This is a genomic window from Pseudomonas sp. FR229a, from assembly GCF_030209115.1.
Taxonomy (GTDB): domain Bacteria; phylum Pseudomonadota; class Gammaproteobacteria; order Pseudomonadales; family Pseudomonadaceae; genus Aquipseudomonas; species Aquipseudomonas moraviensis_A.
This window is the reverse complement of sequence record NZ_JARVSP010000005.1, coordinates 108,680-132,792: the sequence shown is the minus strand read 5'-3', so window position 1 is coordinate 132,792 and position 24,113 is coordinate 108,680. Positions and strand designations below refer to the sequence as shown.

Sequence of the window (24,113 nt, the reverse complement as noted above, 5' to 3'; positions counted from 1 at the left end):
TTGACTACATCAAACGAGTTGATCAGTGCGAAAGCTGCCGTTGGCATCGCAGGTCTGGATGACATCCTCGCCGGTGGCCTGTCTCGCGGCCATGTGTTTTTGCTCGAGGGTGAACCCGGGACCGGCAAAACCACGGTAGCTCTGCATTTCCTCCGCGCCGGAGCGCTGGAGGGGGAACGCTGCCTGTACATCACTCTCTCGGAAACCGAGAAAGAACTGCGTCAAGGTGCACTCTCCCATGGCTGGGAGCTGAACGAGAACATCCAGATCTTCGAACTGACGCCGCCGGAAAGCCTGCTGAACGCCGAGCACCAGCAAAGTCTGCTGTACTCCTCGGACCTTGAGCTGGGTGAGGCGACCAAGCAGATTTTCGAAGTGGTCGAGCGCTTCAAACCGACCCGCGTGGTGCTCGACAGCCTCTCGGAAATCCGTCTGCTGGCGCAAAGCTCCTTGCGTTATCGTCGGCAGATCCTGGCGATCAAGCACTACTTTGTGCGCTACGACGCCACCGTCCTGTTGCTCGATGACCTGACCACAGAGTCCCTCGACAAAACCGTGCACAGTGTCGCCCACGGCGTCATCCGCCTTGAAGAGCTGACACCGAGCTACGGCGCCGAGCGTCGTCGAGTACGAGTGGTCAAGTATCGCGGACAGAAATACCGTGGCGGTTTCCATGACTTCACCATCATGGGCGACGGCGTCCACGTTTTTCCACGCCTGGTGGCGGCCGAACATCGCGGCGATTACGCACGTCTGCAGTTGTCCAGCGGTATCCCGCAAATGGACGCCCTGCTCGGTGGCGGTATCGAAACCGGCTCAAGCACGCTGATTCTCGGCCCGGCCGGTACCGGCAAATCACTGATTTCGATGATCTTCGCTGCCGCTGCGGTGGCTCGCGGCGAGAAAGCCGCGCTGTTCATTTTCGATGAAGAGCTGGGCTTGCTGTTCGAGCGTATGCGCCATATCGGCATCGACCTTAAAGCCTTGCAAGCGACTGGCAATCTGCTGATCGAGCAAGTGGACGCCGCTGAGCTGTCGCCCGGTGAGTTGTCGCATCGCGTGCGCCGTTGCGTTGACGAGCGCGACATCAAGACCGTCGTTATCGACAGCATCAACGGCTATCAAGCGGCGATGCCGGAAGAAAACGCGCTGGTGCTGCACATGCATGAGCTGCTGCTGTACCTCAACCGCAAAGGCGCGGCGACCTTCATGACAGTTGCCCAGCATGGTCTGGTCGGCGACATGCAGGCGCCGGTCGACATCACTTACCTGGCCGACACGGTGATCCTGTTGCGCTACTTCGAAGCCCTCGGCAAAGTCCGCCGGGCCATTTCGATTATCAAAAAACGCACCGGCAGTCACGAATCGACCATTCGCGAATACCGGATTTCCTCGCGCGGCATGACCATCGGTCAACCGCTGGAATCCTTCCAGGGCGTGCTGCGTGGCGTGCCGACCTACATGGGAGCGGGTAATCCGCTGCTCGAGGATGAAAGCTTGTGACGGTCAATACCCCGTTGGCCGAACGGGTGCTGATACTGGCGCCCATGGGTCGCGACAGTCAGATTGCGCTGATGATCCTCAATGAGGCCGGTTACGGTGGCCTGATTGCGCCGGATCTTGGCGCCCTGCGGACCGAGCTGGAACTCGGCGCAGGGCTGCTGCTGATTGCCGCCGAAGCGCTGCGCGGGCCGGAACTCGGTGATCTGATCGAATACCTCGATCAGCAACCCGCATGGTCGGATCTGCCAATCGTCCTGCTGACTCATCACGGCGGCGAGGAACAGGGGCCGCCGTCGCGACTGAGCGCACTGCTGGGCAACGTGACGTTTCTCGAACGACCTTTCCATCCCGCGACGCTGGTCAGTCTGGTCTCCGCCGCCCTGCGCGGGCGGCGACGACAATATGAAGCGCGCGATCGTCTGATCGACCTGAGTGAAAGCGAACGACGCCTGCAATCGACACTGGAAACCCTCGAGCAGCAGGTCGAAGAACGCACCGCACAACTTCGCCACAACGAAGAAGCGCTGCGCCAATCGCAAAAGATGGAAGCGGTCGGCCAACTCACTGGCGGCATCGCCCACGACTTCAACAACATGCTCACCGGCATTATCGGTAGCCTCGAACTGCTGCGCCGACGTCTGGCCAGGGGGCGTACCGAGGATCTCGACAGCCTGATCGATCTCGGCGTGACGTCCGCCAACCGCGCCGCCGGCTTGACCCATCGCCTGCTGGCGTTCTCGCGCCGTCAGTCACTCGACCCGAAAGCCGTGCAAATGAACACGCTGGTGCTGTCGATGGGCGAGTTGCTGCAACGCAGCCTCAATGAAAGCATTCATCTGGAAATGCGCCTGGACGACAACCTCTGGGTGGCCGAAGCCGATCCCAATCAACTCGAAAGCGCCCTGCTCAATCTGGTGATCAACGCCCGTGATGCGATGCCCGAGGGCGGGAAACTGGTGGTGGAGACCAGCAATCAGGTTCTGCATCGCGACTTCACGGCGGCCTACAGCAATCTGGAACCGGGCGATTACGTGATGCTCAGCGTCACTGACAACGGCAGCGGCATGCCGCAGAGCGTGGTCAGCCGTGCGTTCGATCCGTTCTTCACCACCAAGCCGATCGGCCAGGGCACCGGGTTGGGCCTGTCGATGATCTATGGCTTCAGCAAGCAATCACGCGGGCACGTTTCGATCGACAGTGAAGTCGACCAAGGCACCACCGTCAAACTGTACCTGCCTCGTTTCCGTGGTGAGGAAGTAGAAATACCCGCCTCGGATTCGCAGCAAGCTCCGTATGCGATGGATGGCGAAACCGTGCTCATCGTCGAGGACGACCCGGCAGTGCGCGTGTTGGTCAGCGCCGTGCTCAGTGAGTTGGGTTACGCGTTCGTAGAGGCCGGTGACGCCGATGGCGCGGTACCGATCCTCAACTCGACGCAGCGTATCGATCTGCTGATCAGCGACGTCGGCCTGCCGGGCATGAATGGTCGGCAACTGGCGGAGGTCGGTCGGCAATATCGACCGGGTCTGAAAGTCTTGTTCATTACCGGTTATGCCGAGCACGCGGCGGTGCGTGGTGGCTTCCTCGACTCGGGGATGCAGATGATCACCAAGCCCTTCACCTTTGATCTGCTCACCGCCAAGGTGCGCGAGATGATCAATAGCTAAAACAACGGGCGCCGTGATGACGGATTACGGCGCCCGTCGTATTAATCAGGCCAGCAATTCCTGAATCTTTTCCTGCAACACATCCAGATCGAACGGTTTTTCGAGAATCGGTGCCTTGTTGGTGATCGGACTGCCAGTCTCGCGGATTTCCTGCGGGTAGCCGCTGATAAAGATCACCTTGAGGTCCGGTCGCAATTTGACGGCCGGCTCGGCGATCTGCACGCCGGAGATTCCCCCCGGCAGGCGAAAATCGGTAATCAGCATGTCCAGGTGAGGTTTGCTGGCGAGGATCTCGAAAGCCTGCTCGCCATTTTCCGCTTGCAACACGCGATAGCCCTGCCCTGACAGGTAATCCGTCAGGACCATCAAGATAACCGGTTCGTCTTCGACGACGAGTACTACATCTTGCGCATCTACGCTCATGGGAAGCCTATGTTCGGTCAATAGCTGCTGATACGACCGTGTGGTCACTCAGAGGTTGCGTCGGATATGCCGTTTTCCTGGATCGGCAGACAAACGCGAAACAGGGCGCCCTCGTTGATTTCACTCTCGACGACGATGGAGCCGCCATGGGCGGCGACGATCTGCTCGGAAATGAACAGACCCAGCCCGAGCCCGGCCACCACCGTCTTGGCGGACACCCGTTCGAACTGCTGAAAAATACGCTTCTGATTCTCGGCGCTGATACCGATGCCGTGGTCCTGAACTTCGACCCGTGCCTCTTCACCTTCGCGATAAACGCGCACCTGAATCGGGCTCCGCCCGCCATAACGCAAGGCATTGGTCAGCAGATTGGACACCACTTGCTCGATGCGGAACTCGTCCCAGCAACCTTCGACCGGCGCCGCCGCTTCGAAGGACACACTGGTTTCCGCCGCTTCCATCTGCGGGGCAAAGTTCTGTAGCAGATTGCTGACCAGTTGCACCAGATCGAAACGACTCGGGCGGATCGACAGTTTGCCGGTGCGGATTCGCGAAACATCAAGCATGTCTTCGATCAGGCGAATCAGGCTTTTTATCTGGCGCTCATCGCGATCGACCATCGCCTGCATCTTGTCGAGGGTGAACGCCGAGGCGTTGTCCCGGGCCAGGTGCATCTTGCGCAGCTGGGTTTCGAGAATCAGGCCATTGAGTGGTGTGCGTACTTCGTGGGCAACGATGGACATGAAGTCATCGCGCATGCGCACCGCTTGCTCGAGCTCAAGCTGAGTGCTTTGCAGCTGTTGCAGCAGCGCTTCCTGCTCACGGCGGGCCTGCTCCAGCGCCTCGACCTGCTGCTTCATGGCTTTGCTCTGGCGATACAGATCGACGAAAACGTTGACCTTGCTCTTCACCGCGTGGATATCCAGCGGCTTGTGCAGGAAGTCCACCGCACCGCTTTCGTAGCCTTTGAACGCGTAGTTGAGTTCACGGCCGGCGGCGCTGACGAAGATGATCGGGATGTTCTTGGTCTTCTCGGTGCCACGCATCAACTCGGCCAGTTCGAAGCCATTCATGCCGGGCATCTGCACGTCGAGAATGGCCATGGCGAATTCGTGTTGCAGCAGCAGCGACAGCGCTTCGTCCGCCGACAGAGCCTTGTAGACCGTGCGATCCTCGCGCTTGATCAGCGCTTCCAGCGCCAACAGGTTTTCTGGCAGATCGTCGACGATCAACAGTTTGGCTTGGATATTACTCAGCATGCGATTCGTTCCAGCTCGACTAGCAGACGGCCGATGCCGTGAATGGGTAGGACATGATCCGGCTGCAGAACGTTCAGTGCAGCCTGGGGCATGGTGGCGACTTGTGCATCCTTGGGATCTTGAACAATGCTCAGGCCGCCGCAGCGCTTGACGCAGGCCAACCCGCGCGCGCCATCCTGATTGGCGCCGGTCAGCAGTATGGCGGCGAGTGTCGGGCCGTAAACGTCGGCGGCGGACTCGAACAGGTAATCGATTGAAGGCCGCGAATGGTGCACGCGATCCTCGAGACTCAGCGACAGGCTGCGATCCGCTTCGATCGACAAGTGATAACCGGGCGTGGCGAAGTACACTGTGCCGGCTTCGATATCCTGCTTGTCTTCGGCTTCTCTGACCGGCATCGCCAGGCGCCGGGAAAACACTTCAGCCAGATGACTGCGGCGCTCCTCCGGCAGATGCAGAACGATGATGATCGGCAGCACATAGCCTTTGCGCAGCGGCCCGAGCAGGGTCAGCAAGGCTTCGACACCGCCTGCGGAGGCGCCGATCACGACAGCCTCGATGCGAGGCAGGCTCGGGGTGTCGTTCATAGTTTGCGGTAGATCCGTTCTTGTTTGACCAACGCTTCGAACTGGTTCGAGTAGTTGGAAAAATCCAGGGTTTCCTTGCTGCCCAGCACCAGAAAGCCGCGATGCGACAGCGATTCATGAAACAGCCCGAACGCCCGGTCCTGCAGCTTCTTGTTGAAGTAGATCAGCACATTGCGGCAAGAGATCAACTGGGTTTCGGAAAACACGCTGTCGGTCGCCAGGCTGTGGTCGGCGAACGTCACGTTCTCGCACAGGCTCTTGTCGAAAATCGCGTAGCCATAGGCTGCGGTGTAGTAATCGGCAAAGGAACGCTGGCCGCCCGCCTGCTGGTAATTGGCGGTGTAGGCGCGGACATTTTCCATGGAGAAAATCCCTTGCTTGGCCTTTTCCAGCGAGCGCGGATTGATGTCGGTGGCGTAGATGATCGTGCGGTCGAGCAGGCCTTCTTCGCGCAGCAGAATCGCCATCGAGTAGACCTCCTCGCCCGTGCTGCAGCCGGCGATCCAGATCTTCAGCGACGGATAGGTACGCAGCAGCGGCACCACTTCGTTGCGGATCGCCAGAAAGTGCGAGGGATCGCGGAACATCTCGCTGACCGGGATCGTCAGCAGTTGCAGCAGTTGCATGAACGCCGTCGGGTCGTGCAGGACTTTCTCCTGCAGCGCCGAGATGGTCGCGCATTCGAACTGACTCAGCGCGTGCTGCACCCGGCGCTTGATCGAGGCGCCGGAGTAGTCGCGAAAGTCATAGCTGTATTTCAGGTAAATCGCCTCGATCAACAAGCGTAATTCGATTTCGCTGTTGCGCTCGGCTGAACTGCTGCGTTCCACTAGATGCGTTCCATTTTCGGTAACCACACACGTATCAGCGAGAACAGACGATCCAGGTCGATGGGCTTGGCCAGGTAATCGTTGGCGCCCGCCTGCAGGCAGCGCTCCTGATCGTCCTTCATGGCCTTGGCCGTCACCGCGATGATCGGCAGCTTGCGCCAGCGCGGATCCTTGCGGATTTCCATGGTGGCTTCGAAGCCATCCATTTCCGGCATCATCACGTCCATCAGCACCAGGTCGATGTCCTCGACTTCGTGAAGTTTCTCGATCGCTTCGCGGCCATTACGGCCGATCACCACGACCGCGCCCTTGTGTTCCAGTGCGCTGGTCAGGGCGAAGATGTTGCGCACATCGTCGTCTACCAGCAGCACTTTGCGACCTTCGAAGACCTTGTCGCGGCTGCGCGCGGTCTTGAGCATCTTCTGCCGTTCATGGGACAGCTGCGATTCGACTTTGTGCAGAAAGAGTGTGACCTCGTCCAGCAGCCGCTCCGGCGAGCGCGCGCCCTTGATGATGATCGAACGCGAATACTTGCGCAGTTCGGCCTCTTCATCGCGGGTCAGGTTGCGTCCGGTGTAGACAATGACCGGCGGGAACGAGCAGATGTCCTCGGTGGACATGCGCTTGAGCAGATCGTTGCCGAGCATGTCCGGCAGCTTCAGGTCGATGACCATGCAGTCGTAGATGGTCGTGCGCAGCAGCTCCAGCGCGTCCTGTGCCAGACCGACCGCGGTGATTTCGATGTCTTCATCGCCGATCAGCCGCGCGATGCTTTCGCGTTGCAGATCGTCATCCTCGACCAACAGCACGCGCTTGACCTTCTGCGTCAGCTTGGCTTCGAGACGGGCGAACACGTCCTTGAGCTCTTCGCGGGTGGTCGGCTTCACCGCGTAGCCGATGGCGCCCATGTGCATGGCGGCCTCGACGCGGTCTTCGACGGAAATCACGTGCACCGGAATGTGCCGGGTTTCAGCGCGTTCTTTCAGGCGTTGCAGCACGGTGAGGCCAGAGTGATCCGGCAGGCGCATGTCGAGCAGGATCGCATCCGGCACGAACTCGCGGGCCAGGTCGTAGCCTTCGTCGGCGCCGTGGGCAACCAGGCACATGTAGCCCAACTCATGGGCCAGGTCATAGAGGATACGGGCGAAATTCGGCTCGTCTTCCACCACCAGAATGCAGCGGGTGGCGAACGGCGCCTTGTTGCGGTCATCGGCGAAGCGCGGGATGACCGCCGGAATTGCCGATGCCACCGGCGCCGCAACGGCAAGCGGTGTCGGCGTCGCAGGTGCGGGGTGGAAGGTCAGCGGCGCCGCCGGCGAGTCACCGAATTCGTGGTACTGACGCGGCAACACCAGCGTGAATGTACTGCCCTGCCCCGGTACGCTGTCGACGCTGATCGAACCGCCCAACAGTGTCGCCAGATCCCGCGAGATCGACAGGCCCAGACCGGTGCCGCCGTACTTGCGGTTGGTGGTGCCATCCGCCTGACGGAACGCCTCGAAGATACTTTCCTGCTGATCGGCGGCGATGCCGATCCCGGAATCCTTTACGCTGAAGGCAATGTGGTCGTTCGGCTGCGCGGTGATGGTCAGACTGACTGCGCCGTGCTCGGTGAACTTGATCGCGTTGGACAGCAGGTTCTTGATGACCTGTTCCAGGCGCTGCCGGTCGGTGAACAGCAAGGCCGGCGCGTCCGGCTGAACCTCGACGCTGAAGGCCAGTTTCTTATCGGCGGCCAACGGCTCGAACATCGAGCGCAAGCCGTCGACCAGACGATCGACGCGGGTGTTTTCGGCCAGCACTTCGAGCTTGCCGGCCTCGACCTTGGAAATATCCAGAATGTCGTTGATCAGGTTGAGCAGATCGTTGCCGGCCGAATAGATCGATTCGGCAAACTTGACCTGTTCCGCCGAAAGATTCTGCTGCGGGTTTTCCGCCAGCAGCTTGGCCAGAATCAGCGAACTGTTCAGCGGCGTGCGCAGTTCGTGGGACATGTTGGCAAGGAATTCGGACTTGTACTTGCTCGAGCGTTGCAGCTCTTCGGCACGCTCTTCGAGCTGGATCTGCGCCTGATTCAGTTCGGTATTTTTCTTGTCCATCGCATCGCGCTGTTCGGCGAGCTGCTCGTTGGTCTGCTCCAGCTCCACCTGCTGGGTTTCCAGATGCGCCTGGGATTCCTTGAGAATCCGCGACTGCTCTTCCAGCTCTTCGTTGGCAGTCTTCAGCTCTTCCTGCTGCACTTGCAGCTCTTCATTGAGCTGCTGGGTTTCGGCCAACACTTCCTGCAAACGTTGACGGTAGCGTGCTGCTTCGATCGAGGTGCCGATGTTGCCGGCAATCAGCTCCAGCAGCTCGATGTCGCGCTCGCTCAGCGGACGCAGGAAACCCAGTTCGATCACACCGTTGACCCGGTCGTCATCGCTGGTCGGCACCACCAGCACACTGTGCGGCAGGCCGGCGCCGAGGCCGGAGCTGACTTTGAAATAGTCGGCCGGGACCGAATCGAGACGGATCAAGCGTGCTTGTTCTGCGACCTGGCCGACGATGCCCTCGCCACTGTAAATCGTTTGATTCAGCTCTTCCTGCTCGCGGGAGAAGCCGTAAGTAGCGACGCGCTTGAGGCCGCCATGCTCTTCGCGCACATAGAGAGCGGCGACGGCGGTGCCGAGGTATTGCGCACAGAATTGCAGGATGTTGCGCCCCAGCAGATTGAGCGTCAGTTGCCCCAGCACCTGCTCGGCCAGTTGTGTCTGGCCGTTGCGCAGCCACGCCTGTTTCTCCAGGCGCTCGGCGCTGGCCTGTTGCGCAGCGAGGTTGGCGCTGTAATTGGTCGAGAGATTGACCAGGTCCCGTCGACCGATGTAAGCCAGCAACCCGCTGATACCAACGATGAAGATCACGTAAAGCGTGATGCTCCAGATCGTGGTGCGGCGCACGTCTTCGTTGCGTGTGGCACGCAGCACCTGCTCGGTCTCGATGACGTCTTCGAACTGCTTGCGAATTTCATCGGTCAGGCGCTTGCCCCGCCCGGCCTTGACCGCACCGCGATAATCGCCGCTGCTGCGCTGCAGATCGATCATCGACTGCGCGTAATTGGCCCACTCCACCTGCAACGCCTGCAAACGCCGCAGACGATCGGTCTGCACCGGATTGTCGGCGGTCAGCTCCAGCAACGTATGGAGGGCGACATCGATACGCGGTTTGGCGATTTCATACGGGTCGAGGAAGTGCTCGTCACCGCTGAGCAGATAACCGCGCATGCCGGTTTCCAGATCGACAGTGAGTTTCACCGCCTCATTGGCGTTATTGATCACCCGGTCGGTGTGCTCGACCCATTGGATGACGGACAGCAAATAAGTGATCAGCGAGACGAAAAACACCGCACTGAGCACGCCGACGCCCAGCGGCAGGCTGACGTTGCGACTCAGGAGTTTGCGGAACCGTTGTTCATCAACCGAGGACGGAGAGGACATGGGGCAGCCTTGTCGAACTGTTGAAAACCCGAGAGTTTGCCCCAAAACCCTGGCATGGATCCATTTTTCTCACACATTTGATGGCATTTTCCTACGCACGCCTGCGCATTGGACGACGCCAACGGTTATCCTTGCCGCACCGCACGTACGTGTTCTTTTTTGTATCAGCCTGGGAACTTGTGGCTATGCGCCACTTACTCATGCAAGAGCCCGGCAATTTCGATCACCCGGTATCCCCCGATTTCATTTTTTGAGAGTCCCGCCATGTCTGCCAATGCCCCCACCATCCTTGTCGTAGAAGATGACAACATCGTGCGCATGCTCATCGTGGATGTGCTTGAGGAGCTGGGATTCACTGTGCTGGAGGCTGAAGACGGTAACGCGGCACTCAAGATTCTCGCGAAGGCTGGCAAGCAGATCGATTTGATGATGACCGACCATGGCCTGCCTGGCATGGATGGCCGCGAACTCGCTGACAGGGCGCGGGAACTGCGCCCTGCTCTGCCCATCCTGTTTGCCAGCGGTTATGCCGAAAATATTCCGGTGCCCGCCGACATGCATGCCATCGGCAAACCGTTTTCCATCGATCAATTGCGCGACAAAGTCAAAAGCATCCTGAAAAAATCCTGATAGTTGTTTCACTGGAAGCAACTTGTCATATCCGATAACACCCGGTAATCAACTATCACCGCCATTATCCGAGCTGCATCTCTATCCTGAATGAACTTTGGCCACGTTAATAAATAACGAATACCGCCAAGGAACTTTCCATATTCATTCAGGATAGAGCCCATGCAGTTCATCTCATCCGACGTGCCTGCCGCCGTCGATCGCTCCGCATACAACAAACAGGAACGCGCCCTTATTGCCGGGGCGCTTGCCAAAGCTCTTGAAGCGAGTGAATTCAGTGTCTCTGCCGGTGATTACTCGGCAAGCGCCTCACTGCCTTCCAGCAGCGTATTCAATGTGCAGGATCGTTTCGTACCCAGGGTTATCGGCAGCAGTTTTGATGAACGCTGTGAGCCGGCACGCAATGCCTTTGAAACAATGATCGAGGCCCCCGAGTTTGCTCAGCTATTACGCAAACACTCGTACGCCGCTGATATCCAGCTAGGAGTTGACGCCAACGCCAGCATTTTCATTGTTTATGCTTCGGAGTTTGAATCCCATCGGTTCAGCGTTGCATTCGATAGCGCGCAAACGTCAATCTTTTCCGAAGAAGTCAACATGCTTGCCGATCTGGCAAAAAGCATTGGCGGAGTGGTTTATTCCGGCCAAGTGATCGGCATAGTGCAGTGGTTGAGTTTCCACGGTTATAACGTGCCGACCACTATTGGCGAGACCAGGTCATTGATTGAATGGCTGGCCTTCGAACTGCCTGAGCCACCCATCCTGGGCGATTACCACGAACTGCTCCACGCCGATCAATCCTCGCCGTTTCATTTATCGATCACAGACCGCCACGTCATCACCCATACCGTGCATGAGTTGACCCGAGGTGCGACTAGCCTGTTGCAGACACTGGCGTTCGCCAACTTCAACCTGATCCCGGCGCCGGACATACGCGAGCACGCAGACAAGTTTCTGCAAAACTTCCTGCGTGGCAAGACCGCGCGCGCACTCGGAGCCACGTTGCATGAGCGGCTCGGCTGGCATCTGGAAGCCGATGACCCGGACGTCCGCGATCGCCAGCTCGACGAGTTGGTGCTGGCGGCGCTGATCATCGACATGCAATTACGCTCCGATCAACCCCTTGTCGCGGGTTATGACTTCTATCAGCCAGCGAATGCCGGACGAAGCGCCGCGCAAGTCCGCGTCTTGTTCGAACAGCATCTGGTTGACCAAGGCCTGAGCGAAGCGCACAACGCCCCACTGGCAGCGCATCTGTTACTGGCTGGCGGAGCTCCGGAGCTGCTGATCGGACAGATCCCGCCCGGGCTGATACTGGACAAGCCTGGCTGGGTGACTGTTCGCCAGACCGTCGCGGTCATCGAACATGCCGCCCCTGGCAGCACGCGCGCCATGACATTTGCGCAACTCAAGACGTTTTCCGAGCTGACTCCGGCCTCCCCTGAGCTCGACAAGCTGTACGAAACGGCAGCGATCGCGGCGGTGGTGGACTGGGCGGTACTGACCGGGGTTATCCCCTACCGCAGTGCCAAGGACTACGACAAGGCAGCGGTGATCAACGCCAGCGCGTATTTTTCGCGCTACATGGGAGCCCTTGCCCAATCCGAGAGCGGGTTGTCCAGCGCGCCCCCCGACCGGCGCAAAATCGCCTTGCGGGCACTGGAGGAAGTGATGCCCGCCGGCCCCTATCTCGAACAGCAGGCCTTCGAAATAAAGTACCTGGACAGTTTCGGCGAACGTAGCTGGCTGGAAGGTCTCAAGGCTGCGCATCCAGCGGGAATCCTCAGCGAGTTCTGGGACTTCCTCGCCAGTGCCACTGACAACAACGAATACGCAATCAATGGTCTGCTGCGCATGCGCCTGTCGATTCTCGATCTGTATCTTTCCGGGGATCTGGTTGAGGACGGACAGCTGTCGGACAAATTCAAGACCCGCGATAACTTCCACCCCCCAGCCGATGCTTTCGCCCGCCTCGCCGAACTGCAATCGCCGTTGCCATTGTTTGAACAGGCGTTTGATCGTTACTACGAGAATGTGCGCGAGGGCTTGTCGTCGCTGATCAAAATGGCGATCACGCAAATGCCGGAGCGCGATCGTCTCGCCTTGACCCGCGGAAAAATGACTCTTTACACCGTCAGGAAAGAAGTCAATCCACTCAATCCGAATCAGGAAACACAAATCCAGCGGGATGAAGCCAACGGGCGTTACGGGATCATTCTGTGCTGCACCCACGGCGATCAGGTCCGCGCCTACGAACTGTTCACGCTGCGCGGCCTCTGCTGCGAGCGTCCCGATCTGGCGGTCCGGTTGCAAGACAGCGGCCTGCTCAACCAGCGTCCGACCCTCTCGTATACCGGCAGCAAATACGATTTCCAGGACAAAAACAAAGCCAGCGAGTGGCCCCTGGATTACGCCGCCTACCGCGAAGGCAGCGAACCACGTCAGGGCGTGACATCCAGAGTGGTGGTTGAAAAGCTTTGGCAGTTGCAACTCGAAGCGACCGATGTGCGCGCGGTTCCGCTGTTCTTCTCAGCGCAACTGGATGAGATCGCCGAGTGCGTGCTGGACAACCATCCGGTTGCCCGCCGCGAAGAGCTGTATGCCGCTCTGGATGTACGCAACGGCCTGGAAGAATGGCGCGACACCAGGGAAACCGTCGAGAACCTGGCAGTCAATGTCATCGTGCCGTTCAAACAGTGCATTGAAGACATTCGTTCCGGACGCACAGATCGTGTGGCCGAAGGCATCGGTGGCTGCGTTCTGGACGGCCTGTCGGTCATCGGTCTGCTGGTCGGTCTTGGCGCGTCGGCAGCGAGCATCATCGCCAAGACCGGGTCGACCACCCTCAAACTGCTGAAGGTCGCCAAAGCCGTGGCCCGCGCGGCCGTGTCGTTGATCAACCCGCTCGACGGCTTGCCCACCCTCGCCCGCAAGGGCTTGCGTCTGGTCAAGCGCGGTGTCGTATTTGCCGGGGAAAACGCGCTCGACGCCGCGCACAGCGCCAGCGTGCAATTGAGACGATTGATGCATGGCACTGAGGGTCGTGACTGGATCAAGCTTTCCCACACCCGCGATGTGCGTCAGGCGACCTGGCGAGGGGCCGACGCGCTTGGCGAGGCGATCGACATCGCAGTGCTCGAGCGCAACCACGATTGGCACGCGCTGAACATCCGCACCGGCGGCGCCTGGGGGCCGCGCCTGAAAATACTCGACCTCGGGAATTTCCCCCCGCTGCGGCGCCTGTTCGGCCGCTTCAAGCCGTTCAGTTACACCCGGGGCTATCTGAAAAAAGCCATTCCCCGTGCCCGGACCAAACTGGACAACGCCATCAGCGCGCTGTCGCAGCGGTCATCCAACGACGACATCAGCGCGGTGCTCAAGCATGTATTCGGCAACGATTCCGATGAAGTGGTCCAACATCTGTCAAAACACTTCAGCACCATGCGCAAGGATCTCGAATCGATCAGCTTCAGTAACGTAACGTTCCGCCCCCATCAGCCGGACGTGATCGCCTCGCTGTCGCCTGCGGCGTACAAGCGCTGGAAGACGGCGCTGCGCACCGGCGAGAAAATCGACGAATCCGCCGTCAGGTTTCTGTCGATCTATCCGGACAATCTGAACGAGTTCTACAAGTCGTCACGCTACGACGTCGGTTGCGTCGCCGACGTTTTGATTCATGAGATGTCCCACGGTGGCCCGGACACCCTCGATCTGTATTACGGCAAGGTCTACCCCGAGTTGTATCACGCAGAATTCGATGCCGTCGGATTGCTCGAGCTGGCCCGTGATGCGCGCAAGGCACATCCGGACAACCTGATCAATCCACATCATGCAAGTGCGCACCGGGAGGGATTCGTCGAGTACGACCGGGTGAAGGCCAGTCTGCCGAAACTGGTGCAGAAACATCCTGCGCTGGCCAACGCCGAGTCCTACATGCTCGCGGTGTCCCTGCTCGATCAAGCGCAAACCCGTCCGGCCATCTTGAGCTTCAATATGAAGACCATCGATGAGGCCGTGAGGAACACCGCTGCTGGCAAGTTCCTGCAGGGGCCGCTGCTGCTCAATCTCGCCAAACCGGTCAGCTAAGCACTGAAACGGCCTGGCGGTGAACAGGGTGCAATCCGATCACCTCGCTGTGATTTAATTGCGCCCTTTTCCATGGGTCAGAGGATCAGTCGTGAGCCATTCGCATAACACCAAAGTTCTGGTCATCGGCTACGTCTGGCCCGAGCCCCGATCCTCAGCGGCCAGCGGGCATGTCATGCAGATCCTCGAGACGTTCCTCGAGCAAGGATGGAAAGTCACCTTCAGCAGCCCGGCCGGCCCGGGTGAGCACAAGGCTGACCTGACAGCGATGGGCATTGAGGAAGTGCCGATTCAGCTCAACAACAGCAGTTTCGACGCGTTCATCAGCGCGCTGGCGCCGGATATCGTGCTGTTCGATCAGTTCATGATGGAAGAACAGTTTGGCTGGCGCGTGGAGAAACACTGTCCGGACGCCCTGCGTATCCTGGAAACTTCTGATCTGCAAAGCCTGCGTCATGCGCGTCATCAGCGCCTCAAGGACCGGCTGAAAAGCAACGACGAGCAGACTGATTTCACCGGGCTGTTTGCACCGGCATTGCACGAAGAATTCCAGTTGATGGCCGGCACCGATCTGGCCAAACGGGAAATCGCTGCACTGTATCGGTGTGACTTGAATCTGATGATTTCCGAAGTCGAAATCGACTTGCTCGCAGGGCAATTCGGCCTGCCAGGGCAAATCCTGCACTGGTGTCCGCTGATGATCGATCTTCCGGACACCGCCCTGCCAGGCTTCGCCGAACGCGCGCATTTCCTCAGCATTGGCAACTTCCGCCACGCGCCGAACTGGGACGCCGTGCTCTGGATGAAAACCACCCTGTGGCCGCTGATCCGCGCGCGGCTGCCTCGCGCGCAACTGCATGTCTATGGTGCCTATACGCCGCCCAAGGCCACAGCGCTGCACAATCCCGCGCAGGGCTTTCACATCATGGACTGGGCCGAAGATGCCCTCGAGGTGATGTCTGCAGCCCGAGTCTGCCTGGCACCGTTGCGCTTTGGCGCCGGTATCAAGGGCAAACTGCTTGATGCCATGCTGTGCGGCACGCCCAGTGTCACCACGCCGATTGGCGCCGAAGCCATGCATGGCGACACGCCGTGGCCGGGAGCCGTTGCCCTCGACGCGAACACCTTTGCCGAACAGGCCGTGCAACTACACGAAAATCCGCTGCGCTGGCAGCAAGCGCAGCTTGAGGCGTCGACACTTTTGCAGCAGCGTTATCAGCGCAGCGTGCACGGCCCTCGTCTGATAAACAGGATCAACGATTGCCGACAAAACCTGGCACAACTTAGAAACGACAACTTTACTGGTGCCATGTTGCGGCACCATACACTGAAAAGTACCCAGTACATGGCTCAATGGATTGAGGCCAAGAACCAACTACATCCAGCGGAGCGATAATTGCTTCAACTACATCACTTGCATTAAAAGCACACTTTCTCGACCCGTTGAATATGCTTATAAACATCCTGCGCGCAACTTTTTTATCAACTTCATTCGCAGGATATGCAACATGGAAAACTTCGAAAACATTCAAACCTATCAGTGGATGGCTGACGCTCCAGACATTGACAATCTTTCACTCTTCGAAATGACTTTGCCCGGTGCGCATAACGCCGGTTGTGACTGGGACGCCTCTTATGCCCTGATTCCCGGGAAAAACTGGCTTGCCTGTCAGGACGTTTCCTTTTATTCGCAGTTGAATCGCGGCGCTCGCGCACTTGACGTGCGCCTCGTTTACGACAACAAAGCAAAACAGTTGGCCAAATTCCGTTTTCACCACAATGGATATACCTCTTCACGAACTCTCGAAGACCTTATACGGGACGTGAAGGGATTTTATGAAAGAAGTCCGGATGAGTTCATCATCCTCGACTTTCATGAACTTTCCGGCGCTAAAGATCCATTCAATCACGCGGAATTCAAAACGGCGCTAGTGGAAAACCTTGGTGAGCGACTGATTCCCACCGATAATCTGCATCTGACGCTGGGCCAACTAAAAGCCATCAATCCGTTGCAACGCATCATGGTGGCCGCGCCGATGACCTGGGACACGCGGGACTATCGTTTCTACAGCCAGATCAATCACAAATGGATCGGTCAATCGCACGTCAGTACCTCGGATCTGCATGGCTATATCACCAACGTATTGAGCACAGCCGTCAGTACGCTTCGCCCGTGGTCGCTGTCGGCAACCAGTTATACCCTCGGCGGCCCGCAGCGAATCCTCGACAGTCTCGACAGTTGGTTCGACCCGGCTCAGTCGGATTGGGCGCGCAAGTGCAACATCATCAATTTCGACTTCATCAAAAACTCGCACATCGTGCGTTTCTGCCAGATGGCCAACCTGCAAAAGGCTCGCGCCAGGCTCAACCAAGCGGCGTAAACGGGCGACCGTGCAGAAGTGGCACAAATGTCGAAAAACGAGGCATGATCGCGCAGCGATAATAAAAAAGTGCCCGTCATGACCCGAACCGCTCGCGTGACCGATCCTTCCTACGAGTTGATGGACGACCATAACGGTTTGTCCATCATCTACCGCCAGCACGGCTTCCCCTGCCCGCTGGTGCGCTGGCATTTTCACAAGGAATACGAACTGCACCTGATCGTCGCCAGTTCCGGCAAGGTGTTCATCGGCGACTACATCGGCAACTTCTATCCGGAAACCCTGTTTCTCACCGGGCCCAACCTGCCGCACAACTGGATCAGCCAGGTCGCCGAAGATGAAGTGGTTGAGAAACGCGACATGCTCGTCAACTTTACCGACGAATTATTCGAAAGCGGGCACCAGGTTTTCGCTGAACTGAAAAGTCTCGCGCCGCTGCTTGAGCGTGCGCAATACGGCATCGAATTCCGCTGCAAACGCACGATCCGCCAGGCGATGACGCTGATGCAACGCATCGCCGACAGCAGCGGCATCACCCGCCTCGGGCACTTTTTCATCCTGATGGAACTGCTCGCGGCCAGTGACGACTTCCAGTTGCTGTCCGGCGCCACCACGCCGCAATTGGCCGACGAACACAATATCGACCGCACCAACCGTGCGGTCGATTACATCTTCAGTCACTACGCCCGAGATATTTCATTGGAAGAGGTGGCGGAGCACTTGGGCATGACGCCGACCTATTTCAGTCGAGTGTTCAAACAGGCCACCGGACGCAATTTCATCGAGTTCGTCAATCGCCTGCGCATCAGCAAATCCTGTGAACTGCTGGCCGACGGCGACAAACCGGTGACTGAGGTGTGCTTCGAGTCGGGCTTCAACAATATTTCCAACTTCAATCGGCGCTTTCAGCAGCTCAAGGGCATGACGCCTTCACACTATCGACGGCTGGCGGTGCAGCGCCTGACAGAACAAAACCACGGCTGATAAACAAAGCCCCTGTAGGAGTGAGCCTGCTCGCGATGGCGGTGAGTCAGCCAACACATTTGCAATGTGAAACACCGCTATCGCGAGCAGGCTCACTCCTACAGGGGCTGTGTTGGCATCAAAAATCTGTACGCATTCGCTAACGCTCCCTCGCGCAAAACCCCTTCCCTGCGTTCCCCCAAGCAAACCCCAGTGCAAAAAAGTATCAACAAAAGTGCTAGGGATGATTTGTCAGTCCTGCCATTGAAGGCTGTAATCAGCGCAGATTCTTCCTGCATTCGGAAGACACAAAAACAATAACTGTCCTTCTGCCCCGACGGGTGTCAGAAAAGGAGTGCACGATGCAACCCACTGCAAAAGCTCTGCTCGCTCTCACCTGCATGACCCTCAGCAGCGTCAGCCTTGGCGCCCAGACCCTGACCATCGCCACCGTCAACAACAGCGACATGATCCGCATGCAAAAACTCTCGAAGACCTTCGAGAGCGAGCACCCGGACATCAAGCTCAATTGGGTGGTGCTGGAAGAAAACGTCCTGCGTCAGCGCCTGACCACTGACATCGCCACCCAGGGCGGACAGTTCGACGTGTTGACCATCGGCATGTACGAAGCGGCACTCTGGGGCGGCAAGGGCTGGCTCGAGCCGATGAAGGATCTGCCGGCCAGTTACGCTCTGGACGACGTGTTCCCCTCGGTGCGCGAAGGCCTGTCGGTGAAAGGTTCGCTGTATGCGCTGCCGTTCTACGCAGAGAGTTCGATCACCTACTACCGCACCGACCTGTTCAAGGACGCCGGGCTGACCATGCCGGAGCGTCCGACCTGGGAAGAGATCGCCGGTTTCGCGGAAAAACTCACCCAGAAAGACAAAGAGCAATACGGCATCTGCCTGCGCGGCAAGGCCGGTTGGGGCGAGAACATGGCGCTGGTCACCACGGTCGCCAACGCCTACGGCGCGCGCTGGTTCGATGAGCAGTGGAAACCGGAATTCAGCGGGCCGGAATGGAAAAATGCGCTGAATTTCTACGTCAACACCATGAAGAAATCCGGCCCGCCGGGCGCATCCAGCAACGGTTTCAACGAAAACCTCGCCCTGTTCAACAGTGGCAAATGCGCGATCTGGGTCGATGCCAGCGTCGCCGGCTCGTTCGTCACCGACAAGACCCAGAGCAAGGTCGCCGATCACGTCGGCTTCACCTTCGCCCCGCATCAGGTCACCGACAAAGGCTCGGAGTGGCTGTATTCGTGGGCGCTGGCGATTCCGACCAGCTCCAAGGCCAAGGATGCGGCGAAAACCTTCAGCGCGTGGGCCACTTCCAAAGAGTACGGCGAACTGGTTGCCAAGACCGATGGCATCGCCAACGTGCCGCCGGGCACCCGCGCTTCGACCTACAGCGACGCGTACATGAGCGCCGCGCCGTTTGCCAAAGTGACGCTGGAGTCGCTGAAGGCCGCCGACCCGAGCAAACCGACGCTCAAACCAGTGCCGTACATTGGCATTCAGCTGGTGACCATTCCTGAATTCCAGGCAGTCGGCACCCAGGTCGGCAAGCTGTTCTCGGCCGCGCTGATCGGCCAGACCACGGTGGATCAGGCGCTGGCAGCGGCGCAGCAGACCACGGAACGTGAGATGAAGCGCGCGGGTTATCCGAAGTAATCCGCAAAGCTTGCTCCTGCTTTTGTAGGAGTGAGCCTGCTCGCGATGAGGCCGTGTCAGTCGACATCAACGTTGAATGATATTGCGCTATCGCGAGCAGGCTCACTCCTACAGGGGATCTTCATTCGCCTGTCGAATCGGTTACTGCCATGAATACTTCAACTGCCAAAGCCCACATCGACCTGTCGCCACCCCAGCGCAAGCTGCGGGTGCGCAACCCAGGCTGGTTTCTGGTCAGTCCTTCGGTGGCACTCTTGCTGCTGTGGATGATCGTGCCGCTGGGCATGACCCTGTACTTTTCGATGATCCGCTACAACCTGCTCTACCCCGGCGAAAACGAATTCGTCGGGCTGGAGAACTTCACCTATTTCCTCACTGATTCGGGTTTCATGCCCGGCGCGACCAACACGTTGTTGCTGGTTGGCAGCGTGTTGCTGATCAGCGTGGTCTTCGGCGTGCTGATCAGCGCGTTGCTGGAGGCCAGCGAATTTCTGGGTCGCGGCCTGGTGCGAGTGATGCTGATTTCCCCGTTCTTCATCATGCCCACCGTCGGTGCGCTGATCTGGAAGAACCTGATCTTCCACCCGGTTTCGGGGATCCTCGCCTACATCTGGAAGCTGTTCGGCGCGCAACCGGTCGACTGGCTGGCGCACTACCCGCTGCTGTCGATCATCATCATCGTTTCGTGGCAATGGCTGCCCTTCGCGATCCTGATTCTGATGACGGCGATGCAGTCGCTGGATCAGGAACAGAAGGAAGCCGCACGCCTGGACGGTGCCGGCCCGATTGCGATCTTCTGGCATCTGACGCTGCCGCATCTGGCACGGCCGATCGCCGTGGTCGTGATGATCGAAACGATCTTCCTGCTCTCGGTATTCGCGGAAATCTTCACCACCACCAATGGCGGCCCCGGCTACGCCTCGACCAACCTCGCCTACCTGATCTACAACCAGGCGCTGGTGCAGTTCGACGTCGGCATGGCTTCGGCGGGCGGTTTGATTGCCGTGGTCATCGCCAACATCGCCGCGATCATTCTGGTGCGGATGATCGGCAAAAACCTGACTGACAAAGCGTGAGGCCTGCCATGACGCTCCAACAATCCCGCCGCCTGCAAAGCCTGCTGCTCGGTACGCTGGCCTGGGCCATCGCGATCGTGATTTTCTTCCCGATCTTCTGGATGGTGATGACCAGCTTCAAGAGCGAAATCGACGCCTTCGCCACGCCGCCGCAGTTCATCTTCACACCGACGCTGGAGAACTACCTGCACATCAACGAGCGCAGCGATTATTTCAGTTTCGCCTGGAATTCGGTGGTGATCTCCTTCAGTGCCACCGCCCTGTGTCTGTTGATCGCGGTGCCGGCGGCCTACTCGATGGCGTTCTACGAAACCCAGCGCACCAAAGGCACGCTGCTGTGGATGCTCTCGACCAAGATGCTGCCGCCGGTGGGCGTGCTGATGCCGATTTATCTGTTGGCCAAGAGCTTTGGCCTGCTCGACACGCGCATTGCGCTGATCGTGATCTACACGCTGATCAACCTGCCGATCGTGGTCTGGATGGTTTACACCTACTTCAAGGACATCCCCAAAGACATCCTCGAAGCCGCCCGGCTTGACGGCGCGACGCTGTGGCAGGAAATGGTGCGCGTGCTGCTGCCGATCGCCAAGGGCGGCCTCGCCTCGACCGTGCTGCTGTCGCTGATCCTGTGCTGGAACGAGGCGTTCTGGTCGCTGAACCTGACCTCGTCGAATGCCGCGCCACTGACTGCGTTGATCGCCTCGTACTCAAGCCCCGAGGGTCTGTTCTGGGCCAAGTTGTCGGCAGTCTCGACCCTCGCCTGCGCGCCGATTCTGATCTTTGGCTGGATCAGCCAGAAGCAACTGGTGCGCGGGCTGTCGTTTGGTGCCGTGAAATGAATTGAAAAGCAAAAGATCGCAGCCTTCGGCAGCTCCTACAGGGAATGTCGAATCGGCATGAATCTCCTGTAGGAGCTGCCGAAGGCTGCGATCTTTTGATCTTGAAAAACAACAATGCGGAGGCCCATCTCATGGCCAACCTGAAAATCAAGAATCTGCAAAAAGGCTTCGAAGGCTTTTCCATCATCAAGGGCATCGACCTGGAAGTGAACGATAAGGAGTTCGTGGTCTTCGTCGGCCCGTCGGGCTGCGGCAAGTCCACCCTGCTGCGGCTGATCGCCGGCCTGGAAGAAGTCAGCGGCGGCACCATCGAACTCGACGGCCGCGACATTACTGAAGTCAGCCCGGCCAAGCGTGATCTGGCGATGGTGTTCCAGACCTACGCGCTGTATCCGCACATGACCGTGAAGAAGAACATGTCCTTCGCCCTCGATCTGGCCGGCGTGCCGAAAGCCGAGGTCGAGCGCAAGGTCGGCGAAGCGGCGCGCATTCTCGAACTCGGGCCGATGCTCGAGCGCAAACCGAAACAGCTGTCCGGCGGCCAGCGCCAGCGCGTGGCGATCGGCCGTGCCATCGTGCGCAACCCGAAGATTTTCCTTTTCGATGAACCGCTGTCCAACCTCGACGCGGCGTTGCGCGTGCAGATGCGTCTGGAGTTGCTGCGCCTGCACAAAGACCTGCAAGCAACGATGATCTACGTGACCCACGATCAGGTCGAAGCGATGACCATGGCCGACAAGGTCGTGGTGCTCAATGGCGGCCGGATCGAACAGGTCGGCTCGCCGCTGGACCTCTATCACAACCCGGCCAACCTGTTCGTCGCCGGCTTTCTCGGCACGCCGAAAATGGGTTTCCTCAAAGGCAAGATCGCGCGCATCGACGGCGCCAGCTGCGAAGTTGCGCTGGACGCCGGCACGCGCATCACCCTGCCGTTCAATGCCGCCAACCTCAGCGTCGGCAGCGCGGTGACGCTGGGCAGTCGCCCGGAACACCTTGAGCTGGCGCAACCCGGCGACTGCACGTTGCAGGTGACTGCCGACGTTAGCGAGCGCTTGGGCAGCGACACCTTCTGCCACGTCACCACCAGCGCCGGCGAAGCCCTGACCATGCGCGTGCGCGGCGATCTGGCCAGCCGTTATGGCGAACAATTGAACCTGCGCCTGGACCCGACTCACTGCCATCTGTTCGACGCCGACGGTGTGGCGCTGACCCGCCCACTGCGCGCTGCCGCCTGATTTCGAGACTATCCGATGAAACTCAACCAACAGAACCTCAATCGCCTCGCCGCCGAAGTGCAACTCCCCGGCTACGACCTCGGCGACACACGCCAGGGCATCGCGCATATTGGCGTCGGTGGCTTCCACCGCGCGCATCAGGCCTATTACACCGATGCCTTGATGAACACTGGCGAAGCGCTCGACTGGGCCATCTGTGGCGTCGGCCTGCGCCCGGAAGACCGCCGCGCTCGCGATGATCTGCGCGAGCAGGATTATCTGTTCACTCTGTTCGAACTGGGCGACAGCGACGACACCGAAGTGCGCGTCATCGGCGCCATCCGCGACATGCTGCTCGCCGAAGATGGCGCACAGGCGCTGATCGACAAACTGGCCGAACCGCAGATCCGCATCGTCTCCCTGACCATCACCGAGGGCGGTTACTGCATCGACGACAGCAACGGCGAGTTCATGGCGCATCTGCCGCAGATTCAACACGACCTGGCCCATCCCGAAGCGCCGGGCACCGTGTTCGGTTTCCTCTGCGCCGCACTGGCCAAACGCCGAGCGGCGGGCGTTCCGGCGTTCACGGTGATGTCCTGCGATAACCTGCCGCACAACGGCGCGGTCGCTCGCAAGGCACTGCTGGCATTCGCCGCCCTGCGTGATCCGCAACTGCGCGAGTGGATCGAGCAGAACGTCAGTTTCCCCAACGCCATGGTCGACCGCATTACACCGATGACCAGCACCGCACATCGCCTGCAACTGGCCGACAAACACGCCGTTGACGATGCCTGGCCGGTGGTCTGCGAACCGTTTGTGCAGTGGGTGCTGGAGGACAAGTTCGGCAACGGCCGCCCCGCATGGGAAAAGGTCGGGGTGCAGTTCACCGACGATGTGTCGCCGTACGAAGAGATGAAAATCAAACTGCTCAACGGCAGTCATCTGGCGCTGACGTATCTGGGCTTTCTCAAGGGTTATCGCTTCGTCCACGAGACCATGAACGACCCGCTGTTCGTGCGGTACATGCGCACCTATATGGACATCGACGTCACGCCGCAACTGGCACCGGTACCGGGCATCGATCTGAGCGAGTACAAGGACACGCTGGTGGCGCGATTTTCCAATCAGGCGATTGCCGATCAGCTTGAGCGGGTGTGTTCGGATGGCTCATCAAAGTTTCCCAAATTCACCGTGCCGACGATCAACCGGTTGATTGCCGATGGCAAAGAGACCAAACGCGCGGCATTGGTCGTCGCCGCGTGGGCCTTGTATTTGAAGGGCGTGGACGAGAACGGCGATACGTATTCGATTCCGGATCCGCGAGCGGCTTTCGTACAGGGACTGGTAGCGGACGATGAGTTGATCAGCGAACGCCTGCTGGGCGTGGAAGAGATTTTCGGCACGGCGATCGCGAAATCGGCGGAGTTTGTTGCGGCGTTCGAATGGTGCTGCCAGAGTCTGCGCGAGGTTGGGGTTTCGCGGACTCTGGAACGGGTGCTCGGCTGA

At 59.1% G+C, this 24,113-nt stretch carries 17 protein-coding genes; 12 read left to right on the top strand and 5 right to left on the bottom strand.

What is annotated here, in order from left to right; all coding sequences use genetic code 11:
• Both QRN33_RS04185 and QRN33_RS04180 read left to right on the top strand, forming a co-directional pair.
• Positions 1-1,503: an ATPase domain-containing protein gene (locus QRN33_RS04185; RefSeq protein WP_042610073.1), complete on the top strand. Its 1,503-nt coding sequence runs from the start codon at positions 1-3 to the stop codon at positions 1,501-1,503.
• Entirely contained in the window at positions 1,500-3,170 is a 1,671-nt protein-coding gene (locus tag QRN33_RS04180; protein ID WP_285407285.1) for an ATP-binding protein, read from the top strand. The genes QRN33_RS04185 and QRN33_RS04180 overlap by 4 nt, the downstream gene beginning before the upstream one ends.
• Positions 3,171-3,215: 45 nt before the next feature.
• On the opposite strand, the gene QRN33_RS04175 is transcribed toward QRN33_RS04180, so the two are convergent.
• From QRN33_RS04175 to QRN33_RS04155, 5 genes are read right to left on the bottom strand one after another with little or no spacing between them, the layout of a single operon-like run.
• Positions 3,216-3,593, bottom strand: coding sequence for a response regulator (locus QRN33_RS04175; RefSeq protein WP_039761562.1), 378 nt, complete (start codon positions 3,591-3,593; stop codon positions 3,216-3,218).
• Positions 3,594-3,637: 44 nt separating this feature from the next.
• A complete protein-coding gene (locus QRN33_RS04170; RefSeq protein ID WP_065616290.1) occupies positions 3,638-4,852 on the bottom strand; it encodes a hybrid sensor histidine kinase/response regulator in 1,215 nt (404 codons plus the stop codon).
• The gene (locus QRN33_RS04165) at positions 4,846-5,439 is read right to left on the bottom strand and encodes a chemotaxis protein CheB (RefSeq protein ID WP_042610077.1); all 594 of its coding nucleotides are present in this window, start codon (positions 5,437-5,439) and stop codon (positions 4,846-4,848) included. The genes QRN33_RS04170 and QRN33_RS04165 overlap by 7 nt, the downstream gene beginning before the upstream one ends.
• Entirely contained in the window at positions 5,436-6,269 is an 834-nt protein-coding gene (locus QRN33_RS04160) for a CheR family methyltransferase (RefSeq protein ID WP_064362669.1), read from the bottom strand. Before QRN33_RS04160 ends, QRN33_RS04165 begins: the two co-directional genes overlap by 4 nt.
• On the bottom strand, positions 6,269-9,742 hold the full coding sequence (locus QRN33_RS04155; protein WP_285407284.1) for a response regulator: 3,474 nt from the start codon (positions 9,740-9,742) through the stop codon (positions 6,269-6,271). The genes QRN33_RS04160 and QRN33_RS04155 overlap by 1 nt, the downstream gene beginning before the upstream one ends.
• A 264-nt stretch (positions 9,743-10,006) precedes the next feature.
• On the opposite strand from QRN33_RS04155, the gene QRN33_RS04150 reads away from it, so the two are divergent.
• The 10 genes from QRN33_RS04150 to QRN33_RS04105 all read left to right on the top strand — a co-directional run bounded on the left by QRN33_RS04150 (position 10,007) and on the right by QRN33_RS04105 (position 24,113).
• Positions 10,007-10,372 (top strand): response regulator, encoded by a 366-nt coding sequence (locus QRN33_RS04150; RefSeq protein WP_042610080.1) that lies wholly within the window; start codon positions 10,007-10,009, stop codon positions 10,370-10,372.
• Positions 10,373-10,534: 162 nt separating this feature from the next.
• On the top strand, positions 10,535-14,458 hold the full coding sequence (locus QRN33_RS04145; protein WP_285407283.1) for a hypothetical protein: 3,924 nt from the start codon (positions 10,535-10,537) through the stop codon (positions 14,456-14,458).
• A gap of 91 nt (positions 14,459-14,549) precedes the next feature.
• Positions 14,550-15,854, top strand: coding sequence for a glycosyltransferase (locus QRN33_RS04140; RefSeq protein ID WP_285407282.1), 1,305 nt, complete (start codon positions 14,550-14,552; stop codon positions 15,852-15,854).
• 112 nt (positions 15,855-15,966) lie between these two features.
• Entirely contained in the window at positions 15,967-16,839 is an 873-nt protein-coding gene (locus QRN33_RS04135; RefSeq protein ID WP_285407281.1) for a phosphatidylinositol-specific phospholipase C domain-containing protein, read from the top strand.
• A 78-nt stretch (positions 16,840-16,917) separates the two neighbouring features.
• Positions 16,918-17,823, top strand: coding sequence for an AraC family transcriptional regulator (locus QRN33_RS04130; RefSeq protein WP_042610084.1), 906 nt, complete (start codon positions 16,918-16,920; stop codon positions 17,821-17,823).
• Between the two features lie 341 nt (positions 17,824-18,164).
• Positions 18,165-19,475: an ABC transporter substrate-binding protein gene (locus QRN33_RS04125; protein WP_285407280.1), complete on the top strand. Its 1,311-nt coding sequence runs from the start codon at positions 18,165-18,167 to the stop codon at positions 19,473-19,475.
• Between the two features lie 149 nt (positions 19,476-19,624).
• The gene (locus QRN33_RS04120) at positions 19,625-20,551 is read left to right on the top strand and encodes a carbohydrate ABC transporter permease (protein WP_041480415.1); all 927 of its coding nucleotides are present in this window, start codon (positions 19,625-19,627) and stop codon (positions 20,549-20,551) included.
• An 8-nt stretch (positions 20,552-20,559) separates the two neighbouring features.
• Positions 20,560-21,390: a carbohydrate ABC transporter permease gene (locus QRN33_RS04115; RefSeq protein WP_016774872.1), complete on the top strand. Its 831-nt coding sequence runs from the start codon at positions 20,560-20,562 to the stop codon at positions 21,388-21,390.
• Between the two features lie 131 nt (positions 21,391-21,521).
• On the top strand, positions 21,522-22,625 hold the full coding sequence (locus tag QRN33_RS04110; RefSeq protein ID WP_285407278.1) for an ABC transporter ATP-binding protein: 1,104 nt from the start codon (positions 21,522-21,524) through the stop codon (positions 22,623-22,625).
• A 15-nt stretch (positions 22,626-22,640) separates the two neighbouring features.
• Positions 22,641-24,113 (top strand): mannitol dehydrogenase family protein, encoded by a 1,473-nt coding sequence (locus QRN33_RS04105; protein WP_285407276.1) that lies wholly within the window; start codon positions 22,641-22,643, stop codon positions 24,111-24,113.

Bases quoted from the DNA above. Each gene is read 5' to 3' on its own strand.
- QRN33_RS04175 (WP_039761562.1), bottom strand. From the start codon at position 3,593: ATGAGCGTAGATGCGCAAGATGTAGTACTCGTCGTCGAAGACGAACCG.
- QRN33_RS04170 (WP_065616290.1), bottom strand. From the start codon at position 4,852: ATGCTGAGTAATATCCAAGCCAAACTGTTGATCGTCGACGATCTGCCA.
- QRN33_RS04165 (WP_042610077.1), bottom strand. From the start codon at position 5,439: ATGAACGACACCCCGAGCCTGCCTCGCATCGAGGCTGTCGTGATCGGC.
- QRN33_RS04155 (WP_285407284.1), bottom strand. From the start codon at position 9,742: ATGTCCTCTCCGTCCTCGGTTGATGAACAACGGTTCCGCAAACTCCTG.
- QRN33_RS04150 (WP_042610080.1), top strand. From the start codon at position 10,007: ATGTCTGCCAATGCCCCCACCATCCTTGTCGTAGAAGATGACAACATC.
- QRN33_RS04145 (WP_285407283.1), top strand. From the start codon at position 10,535: ATGCAGTTCATCTCATCCGACGTGCCTGCCGCCGTCGATCGCTCCGCA.
- QRN33_RS04135 (WP_285407281.1), top strand. From the start codon at position 15,967: ATGGAAAACTTCGAAAACATTCAAACCTATCAGTGGATGGCTGACGCT.
- QRN33_RS04130 (WP_042610084.1), top strand. From the start codon at position 16,918: ATGACCCGAACCGCTCGCGTGACCGATCCTTCCTACGAGTTGATGGAC.
- QRN33_RS04125 (WP_285407280.1), top strand. From the start codon at position 18,165: ATGCAACCCACTGCAAAAGCTCTGCTCGCTCTCACCTGCATGACCCTC.
- QRN33_RS04120 (WP_041480415.1), top strand. From the start codon at position 19,625: ATGAATACTTCAACTGCCAAAGCCCACATCGACCTGTCGCCACCCCAG.
- QRN33_RS04115 (WP_016774872.1), top strand. From the start codon at position 20,560: ATGACGCTCCAACAATCCCGCCGCCTGCAAAGCCTGCTGCTCGGTACG.
- QRN33_RS04110 (WP_285407278.1), top strand. From the start codon at position 21,522: ATGGCCAACCTGAAAATCAAGAATCTGCAAAAAGGCTTCGAAGGCTTT.
- QRN33_RS04105 (WP_285407276.1), top strand. From the start codon at position 22,641: ATGAAACTCAACCAACAGAACCTCAATCGCCTCGCCGCCGAAGTGCAA.